General features: G+C 47.5%; 12 protein-coding genes, 2 tRNA genes and 1 pseudogene. 3 read left to right on the top strand and 12 right to left on the bottom strand.

All coding sequences use genetic code 11. The features are described 5' to 3' along the window. Window positions 1–174: 174 nt before the first annotated feature. Window positions 175–534, bottom strand: coding sequence for a hypothetical protein (locus ACXAG2_RS08995; RefSeq protein WP_474866105.1), 360 nt, complete (start codon window positions 532–534; stop codon window positions 175–177). A gap of 316 nt (window positions 535–850) precedes the next feature. Here ACXAG2_RS08995 and ACXAG2_RS09000 point away from each other — a divergent pair, with 316 nt between their 5' ends. Continuing rightward, entirely contained in the window at window positions 851–1,291 is a 441-nt protein-coding gene (locus ACXAG2_RS09000) for an aspartyl protease family protein (protein ID WP_474866107.1), read from the top strand. Window positions 1,292–1,295: 4 nt separating this feature from the next. Here the strand turns inward: ACXAG2_RS09000 and ACXAG2_RS09005 are convergent. Together ACXAG2_RS09005 and ACXAG2_RS09010 are read right to left on the bottom strand one after the other, a co-directional pair. After that, window positions 1,296–1,547 (bottom strand): annotated as a pseudogene (locus ACXAG2_RS09005) (endonuclease III); the annotation flags it as partial. Between the two features lie 19 nt (window positions 1,548–1,566). Continuing rightward, complete coding sequence (locus ACXAG2_RS09010; protein ID WP_474866110.1) at window positions 1,567–2,493, bottom strand: LysR family transcriptional regulator; 927 nt, start codon at window positions 2,491–2,493, stop codon at window positions 1,567–1,569. Window positions 2,494–2,605: 112 nt separating this feature from the next. Here ACXAG2_RS09010 and ACXAG2_RS09015 point away from each other — a divergent pair, with 112 nt between their 5' ends. Continuing rightward, window positions 2,606–3,592: a zinc-dependent alcohol dehydrogenase family protein gene (locus ACXAG2_RS09015; protein ID WP_474866113.1), complete on the top strand. Its 987-nt coding sequence runs from the start codon at window positions 2,606–2,608 to the stop codon at window positions 3,590–3,592. Between the two features lie 11 nt (window positions 3,593–3,603). Next, a complete protein-coding gene (locus tag ACXAG2_RS09020) occupies window positions 3,604–4,407 on the top strand; it encodes an SDR family NAD(P)-dependent oxidoreductase (RefSeq protein ID WP_474866116.1) in 804 nt (267 codons plus the stop codon). Between the two features lie 2 nt (window positions 4,408–4,409). Here ACXAG2_RS09020 and nth read toward each other — a convergent pair whose 3' ends face one another. The 9 genes from nth to ACXAG2_RS09065 form a co-directional block, all read right to left on the bottom strand. After that, window positions 4,410–5,042 carry an endonuclease III gene (gene nth / locus ACXAG2_RS09025; RefSeq protein ID WP_474844744.1) on the bottom strand — a complete coding sequence of 211 codons (633 nt, stop codon included), beginning with the start codon at window positions 5,040–5,042 and terminating at the stop codon, window positions 4,410–4,412. Between the two features lie 8 nt (window positions 5,043–5,050). After that, window positions 5,051–5,743: an electron transport complex subunit E gene (locus ACXAG2_RS09030; RefSeq protein ID WP_474866118.1), complete on the bottom strand. Its 693-nt coding sequence runs from the start codon at window positions 5,741–5,743 to the stop codon at window positions 5,051–5,053. Continuing rightward, window positions 5,740–6,390 carry an electron transport complex subunit RsxG gene (rsxG, locus tag ACXAG2_RS09035; protein WP_474866122.1) on the bottom strand — a complete coding sequence of 217 codons (651 nt, stop codon included), beginning with the start codon at window positions 6,388–6,390 and terminating at the stop codon, window positions 5,740–5,742. Before rsxG ends, ACXAG2_RS09030 begins: the two co-directional genes overlap by 4 nt. Next, window positions 6,387–7,460, bottom strand: a complete 1,074-nt coding sequence (gene rsxD, locus ACXAG2_RS09040; protein WP_474866124.1) for an electron transport complex subunit RsxD — start codon at window positions 7,458–7,460, stop codon at window positions 6,387–6,389. Before rsxD ends, rsxG begins: the two co-directional genes overlap by 4 nt. Beyond that, on the bottom strand, window positions 7,461–9,686 hold the full coding sequence (gene rsxC / locus ACXAG2_RS09045) for an electron transport complex subunit RsxC (protein ID WP_474866236.1): 2,226 nt from the start codon (window positions 9,684–9,686) through the stop codon (window positions 7,461–7,463). It abuts the gene before it with no gap. A 5-nt stretch (window positions 9,687–9,691) separates the two neighbouring features. Continuing rightward, window positions 9,692–10,261 carry an electron transport complex subunit RsxB gene (gene rsxB, locus ACXAG2_RS09050; protein WP_119500688.1) on the bottom strand — a complete coding sequence of 190 codons (570 nt, stop codon included), beginning with the start codon at window positions 10,259–10,261 and terminating at the stop codon, window positions 9,692–9,694. Beyond that, window positions 10,261–10,842, bottom strand: coding sequence for an electron transport complex subunit RsxA (rsxA, locus tag ACXAG2_RS09055; RefSeq protein WP_119500689.1), 582 nt, complete (start codon window positions 10,840–10,842; stop codon window positions 10,261–10,263). The genes rsxB and rsxA overlap by 1 nt, the downstream gene beginning before the upstream one ends. A gap of 164 nt (window positions 10,843–11,006) precedes the next feature. Next, window positions 11,007–11,083 (bottom strand) — tRNA-Asn (locus tag ACXAG2_RS09060). 18 nt (window positions 11,084–11,101) lie between these two features. Beyond that, window positions 11,102–11,178 (bottom strand) — tRNA-Asn (locus tag ACXAG2_RS09065). Window positions 11,179–11,951: the final 773 nt, after the last annotated feature.

Here is an 11,951-nt window from a genome sequence, read left to right on the forward strand (position 1 = left end):
CAGCAAAAGAAAAGCATACAGGATGTTTTTGCCGGAACCAAAACCTCTATTCTGGCGGGGAAAGAAGACATTCGTGTGACGTAGATCTGTAAAGGCGGAAGGTACTGAAAAAATGGTCTGCAAGGAACCAGAACAGGACGGCTCAGTCAATTCTACGCCGCCCTGACATTATGTTCAGAAGCGCTTAAACGGGGGACGAGTGCCCTGTTTTCCGCTTTGTTGTTCCGTTTCCAGCATTTCAAACTGAGCGACATCGTATACAGGCATCGTTGTTGTGATGCGGCGGTAGGGAGGTTTACCCCGCATGATGACCTCTTTCACTTCCACATACTCTTTAGGTTCGCCAGCTGCCAACTCAAGTTGAGCCACGTCATGTACCGGCAGGCTGACTATTTTGCGTTTAAACGGTGGTTTACCGGCATAATCCACAACCTGGATATCAACCATTTCATTATTTCGTGTTTCGCCGGCAGCCGCTCCGGTAAACAGGGCCGGTAAAACACATAAGCTCAGCAGAGAGAGGGTTCTTTTCATAACAGTGTCCTTTTGTTTGCATCAAAATGGTGCTTTATTCCATTGTATGGCTGAATAAAAATGAAACAATACTATCTGGAGATAGTTTAAACCTATCAGCTCCGAAGCTTGAGCTATGGTTGGCTATCAAATATGGGCGATTTCTCTGCATTTTTATTTTTTTGCTGTCTAGTGGTGCAATTTAGCTGGTTATGCACTTTTTTGGTTTGTTGAATCGGCGCTGAGAGGAACGGGTTAGTGATAAATCAGTTACTTACCGGAATGGCGTTTAAGTTGCTGTAACTGTACAGGTATCGTCAGCAGGGCCGGAACAGTTATGAAGTACATCATTTTATGGGTAGCAGCAATGCTGCTTACAACTGCGGTAGTTGCCAGTGAACAGGCGGTGCCACTTGACCAGAGTGCCGGTGGTACCCTGTACCTTGAAGCGACGCTTGAATCGGCAGTCACAGCTTCATTTCTCCTCGACACCGGCTCCGGCTTGCTGACCTTAAATAAAGCAACTTTTGAGGCGTTAACCAAAGGCCGGAAGCTGAAACAATCGGGTAAATCGGCAGCCAGACTGGCGAACGGTAAAATTCTCACTGTGTCGCAGTATCAGCTCAGTTCAATCCGTATCGGACAGGCTTGCGAACTGGGTCCGGTAGAAGTTGCCGTGATGCCGGGAGGAAACAATATTCTGGGTATCAACACACTGCTCAAAGCGGCACCGATGACCATCACGGCTGAGTCTGTCACCCTTTCCGGTTGCCGCTGATCAATCAGATTTCTGTTTTTTCCTTAAACTCACACAAGTCTTCAATAATACAGGAGCCACAACGTGGCTTGCGGGCAATGCAGGTATAGCGGCCGTGAAGAATGAGCCAGTGGTGAACATCGACCTTAAATTCAGCAGGCACGACTTTTAACTGCTTTTCTTCCACTCTGTCCACGTTCTTGCCCATGGCATATTTAGTGCGGTTTGATACCCGAAATATGTGAGTGTCTACAGCGATAGTGGGCCAGCCAAAGGATAATTAAAGTAGGTATTGATTAAACCGAGTGTGGCTGGGGGGGCTGTTTAAGCTTTTCATCCCAATACGGTTCATTATTAAAGTAACTCGAAAAGTAATCAATAAACGCTCTGACTTTAGGTGCTAATTGTCTGGAGCTTGGGTAAACCGCCCAAATAGCGGTTTCAGAAATCAATGGGTATTCGGATAATACTTCTACTAACTCACCATTAATTAATTGTTGATAGGCACTCCAGGTTGAATTGACAGTTATACCTATGCCATATGAGCAAGCGTCCCGTATTGCTTCCCCGTTGTCGGTACTAAAGTTGCCGGTGACTTTAATATTTAGCGTTTCATTGCCACCCTTAAATGCCCAATGATCTAAATTTAAGAGGGTTATACAGTTATGATCTCTCAGTTCCATGGGTGAGGCAGGAGAACCATATTTAGATATGTACTCAGGGGACGCACATAAAATCCGTCTATCGTTTACTAGTTTTTTGGCTATTAGTGTTGAGTCTTTTAATTGCGAATTTCGGATGGCAATATCAAAACCGCCTTCTACTAAATCAACTATGGTATCGGACAGTTTTAAATCTATTTTTAGATTAGGGTATTCATTCATAAAGCCTTTCATCGCAGGCAATATATGCATGCGACCAAATGAGGCTGGAGCAGCAACACGCAACGTTCCACTTGGCTTTAAGTTCCCAACTCCCACCGATGCTTCAGCCGCTTCCACGCTAGCAATTACGTCTTCAGCATGGTGAAGAAATGCGACGCCATCTTCAGTTAAAGATATCTTTCTTGTTGTTCTATGAAAAAGCCTTACGCCCAAACTTTCTTCAAGCTTTCTAATATGGCTACTCGCCACAGCGGCAGATAAGCCAAGTTCAGCGCCTGCAGAGCTTATGTTGTTTGTAGTGGCTACTCTAACAAATAACTTTAGATACTCAATATTCATTATGAACTTTTTGTTGAAAGTGATTATTTATTTTGGCTAATTATCAACATCATCTTTGAAGATTATACTCGTTTTAGCTTAAACATGAACAGAGCGTAACCGGAGAGTCAAAATGAGAGCAATGGTAGTTAACAAATTTGGTGGACCAGAGGTATTTGAACTTAAACATGTCGGCAAACCAGAAGTGAAACCGATGCATGTGTTGGTGAACATAAAAGCCACGAGTGTGAATACCGTAGACACAATGATCCGTCAAATGGGCAGCGAGTTACCCTTGTCCCCTTCAGCGCCTGCTATTTTGGGAATGGATTTCGCCGGAATAGTAGAAGAAGTGGGCGATGGCGTGACAGATTTCAAAATAGGAGATGAAGTGTATGGGTGTGCTGGTGGGCTTGCTGATCTGCCCGGGACATTAGCAGAATATATCGCTGCGGATTTTCGACTTATAGCTAAGAAGCCAGGGAATTTATCCATGGAACAAGCTGCCGCACTGCCATTAGTGGGTATTACTGCTTATGAAGGGCTAACCCGTGCGGGTGTTAAGCAAGGCCAAAAAGTGCTGGTGCATGGTGGCTCAGGAGGTGTTGGTCACGTAGCGCTTCAACTTGCAAAATACTTTGGCGCTGAGGTTTATTCAACAGGAGGGGGAGATGCGCAGCTAGCTCTTATCAGTAAGTTAGGTGCCACCGCTATAAATTATAAAACAGAAGACGTAGCCGAATATGTAGAAAAATATACTAAAGGAATTGGCTATGATGTTGTATTCGACTCGGTTGGTGGTGAAAACATGCTGAACTCGTTTGAGGCGACTGCTTTAAACGGACACATTGCCACAACTGTTGCAATGCTTGACTTAGATTTATCGTGGGCTCATTTCAAAGGTTTGTCTTTGCATGTGGTATTTATGCTGATACCTATGCTCCACAATGTAAATCGGGAAGATCACTCTGACATACTTAAGGAGCTAGCCCGAATTGTTGAAGCGGGAGAGCTTGAAGTTGTTCTGGACAGTCAATCATTTTCACTAAATGAAGCGGGAAAAGCACATGAACGATTATCTAGTGGAAAAGCCATGGGCAAAGTTGTGATCAGCGTGTGAAGAGGGATGAAATGAAAACCATATTAATCACAGGTGCGACAGATGGCATTGGTTTAGAAACCGCGCAGATATTGGCTGGTTTAGGACACAACCTGGTTATTCACGGACGAAATGCAGACAAGCTGAAAAAGACTCACAAATTGCTGTTAGAGATTGCTCCAAATATTGAAATAGACACTTATAAGGCTGACCTCTCGGACCTTTATCAAGTGGTGCAGTTAGTGGACAATATAAAAAAATGTCATCAATCGCTAGATATTATTATCAACAATGCAGGCGTATTCAAGACGGATAAGCCTGTTAGCGGTGTCGGGGTGGATGTAAGGTTTGTCGTTAATACGATTAGCCCTTTCATCATCACCAAAAGGTTACTGTCAGTGCTAAAAGATAATGGGAGGATTATTAATTTGTCATCTGCTGCACAAGCGCCGGTCAACCTCGAAGCTATGCGCGGGAGTTTGACGATTGCAGACTACTTTCAGGCTTATGCTCAAAGTAAATTGGCCATTACTATATGGTCACAAGAGTTAGCCCAAGAACTAAAGACAGACCAGGTTGTATTAGCGGTTAACCCCGGTTCATTATTGGCTAGTAAAATGGTTAAAGAAGGTTTTGGTTTGGCAGGAAACGATATCGGGATCGGTGCTGAAATATTAGTTAAAGCATCGCTCTCTGATAAGTTTGCAGAAAGCTCCGGCCGGTATTTCGATAACGATTCTAAAACGTTTTCAGTGCCTCACGTTGATGCTGCAAATTCAGAGAAGAATAAAGCGTTAATGACAATTTTGGAAAGCTTCTACACCCAATTTGGATAAAACTACCCGGTCTTATCCTTAAACTCACATAAGTCTTCAATAATACAGGAACCGCAGCGGGGTTTGCGGGCGATACAGGTGTAACGGCCGTGCAGGATCAGCCAGTGGTGAACGTCGACCTTAAATTCAGCTGGCACGACTTTTAACAGCTTTTCTTCCACTCTGTCCACGTTCTTGCCCATGGCAAACTTAGTGCGGTTTGATACCCTGAAAATGTGGGTGTCGACAGCAATGGTAGGCCAGCCGAATGCTGTATTCAGTACTACATTTGCCGTTTTACGACCAACGCCCGGCAAAGCTTCCAGCGCCTCCCGGCTTTCCGGTACCTCGCCATTGTGCTTTTCAACAATGATCTTGCTGAGCTTGTGCACGTTTTCGGCTTTGGCATTGTAAAGGCCAATAGTCTTGATGTATTCCTTCAAGCCATCTACGCCCAAATCTGCGATAGCCTGCGGCGTATTGGCCACAGGAAACAGTTTGGCCGTCGCCTTATTCACACCCACATCGGTGGCCTGTGCTGATAAGGTCACTGCGACCAGCAATTCAAAGGGTGTAGTGAAGTTCAATTCAGTAGTGGGATGAGGATTAGCATCTCTCAGCCGGGTCAGAATTTCCTTTCTTTTCGTATTATTCATAGCAACACTTAACTTTCAGCAGTTACCCTGATTCGGGTGACGGTTTTGGCTTCCGGAACCTTTTTGGCAGCCATCCGCGCGTCGATAGCATTTTTAAGAGCAATGAGCAGACCCATGCCAATGAATGCGCCCGGCGGCAAAATAGCGAGCAGGAAAGGCTGGTCTGTATCAAACAAAGTAATGGTCCAGTTGGTCGCTATGCTGCCAAAAAGACGGTCAGCTCCGCTTAGCAAGGTACCGGAACCTAAGGCTTCGCGCATGGCGCCAAGTAACATCAGCACAGCAGTAAACCCTGCACCCATCATCAGGCCGTCAAGGGCTGCTGGCAGGACCGGATTCTTCGAGGCAAAAGCTTCAGCCCGGCCAATGATGGCGCAATTTGTCACAATTAACGGAATAAAAATGCCCAGTGTTAAATAAAGTTCGTAAGTAAAGGCGTTCATCAGTAGCTGAACAACGGTTACAAAACCTGCAATAACCATCACGAACACCGGGATCCGGATTTCGTTCCTGACAATATTACGTACCAGGCTCACGGTAATATTTGAACCAACCAGCACCAGTGTGGTTGCCAGCCCCAGGCCAAGCCCGTTAATAACTGTTGCGGTGACCGCAAGAAGGGGGCACAAACCCAGAAGCTGAACCAGTGCAGGATTATTTTTCCATAAACCTTCGATGGTCAGATTTTTCCACTCACTCATTCTGAACCTCCGGGTTGCTTAGTCATGCAATTATCTGGCAGGGCAAATAAAAACTCACGGTTTGCTTCGACATACAACAGTGCCCGTTTTACTGCACCTGTAACGGCACGGGGAGTAATCGTTGCGCCGGTAAACTGGTCAAATTTGCCACCGTCTTTTTTTACCTGCCATTTGTTCAGCGCCGAATCATCAAAGGACTCACCGCTGAAAGATGTTATCCAGTCACTGACTGACAATTCGATTTTGTCACCCAGCCCGGGAGTTTCCTGGTGTCTCACAGTTCGCACGCCGGTTACCGTCATGTCATCAGTGACACCGATAACAATGGCAATATCACCACTGTAACCGTCCGGTGCCACAGCTTCAATAGCAAGGGCGGCGGGCTCTCCGTTTAACCGTGCACGGTAAACGTGGCGTAAAGTGCCCGGCTTACCAAGCAGCGGATCAGCGACGGCGGTGCAATCTGCATACAATTCATTATCGTAAAGCGTTTGGGGTACCACTTCGTTCAGCAAAGACATCAATTTTTGCTGTTCCTGCTCTGCAATGCGTGACTCAGTGCCGAAAAAGGTAGTGGCAATTAAACCGGTGGTCACAATGGCAAAAGCGCCCAGCATGACGCCATTTTTCACAATACTGTTCATCATGCTTTACCCCGCGGATGGCCGTAGGTGCGCGGACGGGTGTAATAATCGATTAGCGGCACAGCCATGTTCATGATAATGACCGCAAAGGCGACCGCATCAGGATACCCGCCAAACGTACGGATAATCACAATCCAGAATCCGATGAGCGCGCCAAATATTATCCGACCTCTTGCTGTGGTGGAGGCAGAAACCGGATCAGTGGCAATGAAAAACGCACCGAATAACACGCTGCCGTTAATAAGGTGAAACACCGGTGACGCGTAGATATCCTGATTGAGCAGATGAAGAAATAAAGCGCACAGGGCAACGCTGGCGATCATGCTGCCCGGAATGTGCCAGCTGATAACCTTCAGACGCCACAGCGCCAGCCCGCCAAGGGCCCAGGCTGCGCTTAACCAGGACCAGCCAGCGGCACCACTGGCAAAAAGGCCGCCATCATAAATTGGCGATGCCAGTAATTCAGAGTAAGTTGAAGATCGGGTCAGGCCTGTTTTCACCTGATCCAAGGGCGTCGCGGATGTCATGCCGTCAGCCACATCCCTGATTTGAGTAACATCCAGACCGGTGTGCGTATAACCGGTAAAAATCAGGCTCAATGTATCTGTAAAGGTTAACGCAGCCGCTCTTACACCTTCCGGCGGCAACCACTGAGTCATTGCTGCCGGGAAAGATACCAGCAGCACGACATAAGCCACCATCGCCGGATTGAACAGGTTGTAGCCCAATCCGCCGTAAAGCTGTTTCACGATTGCTATGGCGAAAAAAGTGCCGGTAACGGTCATCCACCAGGGCAGAGTAGGGGGGATACTGACTGCCAGCAGGCAGGCTGTGAGTACCGCACTGTAATCAGACAGATTGCGTTTAACCTGTTTATTGCGCAGTGACAAAATCGCGGCTTCTGTTGTCAGTGCTGTAGCAACAGCAAGGAGCGCCTGAATGACGACGCCCCAGCCAAAGAATACAACCTGACAAGCAATGCCCGGCAACATGGCGTACAGCACCAGGCGCATGACCTGACTGGTATCACGCTTTGCGCGTAAGTGAGGGGAACTGGCAAGATTTAGTTTCATTTAGTCATTATTCCCGTTGTCTCTGGCGGCTTTTTTCGCTTTTGCTTTTGCAACCGCAGCAGCAATACGGGCTTTCTTTTCATCCGCGGGGTCTGCTTTTTTTTGTGTTGTGTCTGAATCAGCCTGTGCATCTGTTTGCTTGCCAGCGTCGGGTTTATCAGTCGTTTCCTGAGCCCCTGTTCCGGTTTTTGCATCCTGTTCCGGTGCGCCATCGTTGTCTTTTGCCGCCTTTTTCGCTTTTGCTTTGGCAACGGCGGCTGCAATACGCGCTTTTCTGGCTTCTTCAGCAGACGGTGCTGCCGGGGAGGGTTGGGCTGCTTCAGGTTCTTTTTGTGCCGGTTCTGTTTGTACCGGCGGTTTTTCGCTATTGTCGTCTGATGACTGTTGCGCTTCTCTGGCCGCCTTTTTGGCTTTCGCTCTGGCTATGGCCGCTGCCACTGCGGCTTTCTTATTGTCAGTTTCGCCTTCCGGTGCAGGAGCGGCGTCAGCGGAATCAGCAGGAGGCGTTGCATTTTGAGCTGCTTTCTTAGCTTTCGCCCGGACGATGGCTGCTGCCACTGCGGCCTTTTTATCATTTGCAGCAGAAGTTTCGTCCTGTGAAGCGGGCGCCGTTTCCGGTTGCGCTTCTGCTTTTTGTGCTGCCGCTTTGCGGGCTTTGGCTCGTGCCAGAGCGGCCGCTACTTTATCTTTTGGTGCTGTATCGCTGCTTTGAGAGGCTGGAGCGTCAGTTGCCGGTTGTGCGGCAGCTGCCAGCCTTGCTTCTTTGGCTTTACGATGTTTCGCTTCCCGCTCTTCTTTTTCCCGTTCAAGGCGGGCTTTGCGGGCTTCGAAACGTTCTTTGGCTTTGTCTGCTTTCGCTTTTTCGTCAAGCTCCAGGCGAATGTCGGCTTTGGCTTTACGGTAATAATGAACCAGCGGTATTTCACTGGGGCATACATAAGCGCAGGCACCGCATTCGATACAATCAAACAGATTATATTCCTGTGCCTTATCGTATTCTTTCGCTTTACTGTGCCAGTACAACTGCTGCGGAAGCAATGTTGCCGGACAGGCATCAGCACAGGCACTGCAACGGATACAGGCGCGTTCGTCGTCACCGTTGGTGAGTTCACCTGTAGCCGGTACCAACAGACAGTTGGTGGTTTTTATCACCGGTACCGCGGCGTCATTTAAGGTAAAGCCCATCATCGGGCCGCCCATGATGACCTGTGGCGTTGTCTGCTTTTCACCTAGGTAACCCGCCTGAGACAACACGTGATTCACTGGTGTCCCAAGGCGAACACGATAGTTTCCGGGGCGTTTAACTGCCTGACCTGTGACAGTGACGATCCTTTCGATCAGGGGTTTACCTTCAATAATGGCTTGTGCAACTGCAAAGCAGGTACCCACATTGAACATGGTCACACCCACATCAAGAGGTAATCCTTTGCGGGGCACTTCACGGCCGGTTACGACCTGAATAAGTTGTTTTTCACCGCCGGCAGGATACTTTGTCTCTACTGTTGCCACACGGATGTGGGGCAGGGTTTCAATCTGTTTTGATAAAACCCTGATGGCTTCTGGTTTGTTGTCTTCAATGGCGATCACCACGCATTTGGGTGACAGCAGGTGTACAAGAATTTCAATACCGGCCATGATGCCGTCAGCGTGCTCACGCATCAGCCTGTCGTCAGACGTGATGTAAGGCTCGCATTCCACGCCGTTGATGATCAGAAACTCAACAGGCTTGTTGGTATTCACCTTAATGTGGCTGGGAAAGCCGGCGCCCCCCATACCTGAAATTCCTGCATCACATAACTTTTCAGTCAGTGATACCTTTTCTTCTTTTGCATAGTCGGGGCAGGGAGAAAGAGGATACCAGGTATCATGGCCATCGGCTTTCAGCGTCACGCAAAGTTCATCCAGACCACTGGGATGAGCGGTAACATGCTGGGCGATGCCGGCTATGGTACCGGAAGTTGGCGCATGGACAGGCACAGAAAAAGGCTGGGTGGACTGGGTCAGTGGCTGACCCTTGAGAACCTTATCGCCCGGGCGCACCAGTAAGGTGCCTTCTGTACCAATATGCTGCCGTACCGGCACAACGTATTCCTTTGCCAGCGGCAGATCCACTATTTGTGTCTGGTTCGAAAGCCCTTTATGACCTTCAGGATGTACGCCGCCGGGAAAGCTGCTGAGCTGACCCTTATCCAGCCGGGCCAGAACATCTTCATAAACAGGAAACATCACGATTACGACACCATCTTAATTGGAATATCGCCTTTGGGCGTTTTATCAAAATCCCATTTCCATGACGCCGTTGTGGTTTCAACGGGCACCATGTCGATACAGTCAACAGGGCAGGGGTCCACGCAGAGATCACAGCCCGTACATTCCTGAGTCAGCACAGTGTGCATATGTTTTGCAGCGCCCAGAATGGCATCTACCGGACATGCCTGAATACATTTGGTACAGCCGATACATTCATCTTCGCGGATGAAGGCGACTTTTTTCACATCCTCTTCACCGTGGGCTGAATCGAGGGGTTTGGCTTCTTTGCCGGTCAGGTCGGCAAGTTTTTTAATCGTGGACTCGCCGCCCGGCGGACATTTATTAATGTCATCACCGTTTGCAATCGCTTCTGCATAGGGGCGGCAACCCGGATAGCCACACTGACCACATTGTGTTTGCGGTAAGATTTCATCGATTTGTTCAACCAGTGGATCGGCTTCAACTTTAAAGCGGATGCTGGCATAGCCTAAAAGCAGGCCGAATGCGACCGCAAGCACGCCGATGGCGATAAGTGCTACTGATATCGTCATTATAATTTCACCAGACCGCTGAAACCCATAAATGCCAGCGACATAAGGCCGGCGGTAACCATGGCAATAGAAGCGCCTTTAAAAGCCACCGGAACATCTGCCGCGGCCAGACGTTCACGCATTGCAGCGAATAAAATAAGCACAAGAGAAAAACCAACAGAAGCACCGAAGCCGTAAATCAGGCTCTCAATGAGATTATGTTGCTCTGTCAGGTTTAGCAGGGCAACACCCAATACCGCGCAGTTGGTAGTGATAAGAGGCAGAAATATTCCGAGTAGCCGGTATAAGGTCGGGCTGGTCTTATGCACGACCATTTCTGTGAACTGAACCACGACGGCAATAACCAGGATGAATGCCAGTGTACGCAGATAACCGATGCCCAGGGGCACAAGCAGCCAGGTCTCGACCAGATAACTGGTGACAGATGCCAGTGTTAAAACAAAGGATGTCGCCATGGCCATGCCAATGGCCGTTTCAAGTTTGCCGGACACGCCCATAAAGGGGCATAAACCCAGAAACTTAACCAGCACGAAATTGTTAACGAGTACTGTACCCACAAGGAGTAACAAAAAATCTGTCATAGTAAAAGCAGTGAACGCATATTGGACATTAGAAAATTAAAAAAACAGCAGTGTCTGTCTCGTTGCGTATTATCGCTTTTTGTCGCGCGATTAACAACTTAATACAAATGAGAATAATTTAAAGAAATGAATTTCTGCGATGAAACAAAGAGGGGAAATAAGAGTGGCTCCCCCTCCCCGACTCGAACGGGGGACCTGCGGATTAACAGTCCGTCGCTCTAACCAACTGAGCTAAGGGGGAACCGGATTTGTCGAAAGTTGGCTCCCCCTCCCCGACTCGAACGGGGGACCTGCGGATTAACAGTCCGTCGCTCTAACCAACTGAGCTAAGGGGGACCGGCTTTCAACGGAGGCGAATATTAATGACGTATGTTGTCACTGTCAACAAACGTTTTAAGGTTTTTATTCCGTTCGCTCAAAAAATAGCTTTTTTCTGATGTTCGAGACAAAAATTGCTCAAAGCGCTTAAAAAATACTCTTGTTTACACCAGGTACAGACAGGTTGTTGAAAAATAAGTCAGATTTTTGACTATGCCTGAAATCGAATAAACACAAACAAAGCTTATAACTAAAAAGTTAGCAGAGTAATTTAAAGGGTATTAAAAAGGCTTTGACTACTGTATTAAAGTACAGTTATTAATGTAACGGTAACGTGCATCAGCCAATCATAAGGTTAGTCTTCACTTACAAAAAAATCGACGGGATCCCGGAAAATACACGTGAATACTGGCCTTTACGCACTTATCCACTAAATCTGTGGATAACTATGTTGATAGGTGGGGGGATCGTTGGAATTTGCAGCAATAAATCAGTTTGATTCGTTGATGTGACGGAGTGAGTTTGTTTGGTTTGTTTATTAAATTCAACTATTTATATTGTTTGATCGTGCCCAGTGGATAATATGATCTGCATTGGTCACACATTAACACACTTGTGTGTTAATTCGCTAACAGCGGTTAATAAGGCAACAGGATTTTGACGATCTTTTTTAGTGTTAACGGATAATTAACATAGTTCGCCGGATCCGCACAGGGATTAAAAGGGTTTTCCCACGCCGGTTATATGACACAAGCTGTCAAATAGCTGTCATCCCACTGTCATTTAAAATT

Source organism: Alteromonas sp. ABH4_456 (assembly GCF_056160645.1).

Bases quoted from the DNA above. Each gene is read 5' to 3' on its own strand.
- rsxG (WP_474866122.1), bottom strand. From the start codon at position 6,390: ATGATGAACAGTATTGTGAAAAATGGCGTCATGCTGGGCGCTTTTGCC.
- ACXAG2_RS09015 (WP_474866113.1), top strand. From the start codon at position 2,606: ATGAGAGCAATGGTAGTTAACAAATTTGGTGGACCAGAGGTATTTGAA.
- ACXAG2_RS09010 (WP_474866110.1), bottom strand. From the start codon at position 2,493: ATGAATATTGAGTATCTAAAGTTATTTGTTAGAGTAGCCACTACAAAC.
- rsxB (WP_119500688.1), bottom strand. From the start codon at position 10,261: ATGACGATATCAGTAGCACTTATCGCCATCGGCGTGCTTGCGGTCGCA.
- ACXAG2_RS09000 (WP_474866107.1), top strand. From the start codon at position 851: ATGAAGTACATCATTTTATGGGTAGCAGCAATGCTGCTTACAACTGCG.
- rsxC (WP_474866236.1), bottom strand. From the start codon at position 9,686: ATGTTTCCTGTTTATGAAGATGTTCTGGCCCGGCTGGATAAGGGTCAG.
- ACXAG2_RS08995 (WP_474866105.1), bottom strand. From the start codon at position 534: ATGAAAAGAACCCTCTCTCTGCTGAGCTTATGTGTTTTACCGGCCCTG.
- rsxD (WP_474866124.1), bottom strand. From the start codon at position 7,460: ATGAAACTAAATCTTGCCAGTTCCCCTCACTTACGCGCAAAGCGTGAT.
- rsxA (WP_119500689.1), bottom strand. From the start codon at position 10,842: ATGACAGATTTTTTGTTACTCCTTGTGGGTACAGTACTCGTTAACAAT.
- ACXAG2_RS09030 (WP_474866118.1), bottom strand. From the start codon at position 5,743: ATGAGTGAGTGGAAAAATCTGACCATCGAAGGTTTATGGAAAAATAAT.
- ACXAG2_RS09020 (WP_474866116.1), top strand. From the start codon at position 3,604: ATGAAAACCATATTAATCACAGGTGCGACAGATGGCATTGGTTTAGAA.
- nth (WP_474844744.1), bottom strand. From the start codon at position 5,042: ATGAATAATACGAAAAGAAAGGAAATTCTGACCCGGCTGAGAGATGCT.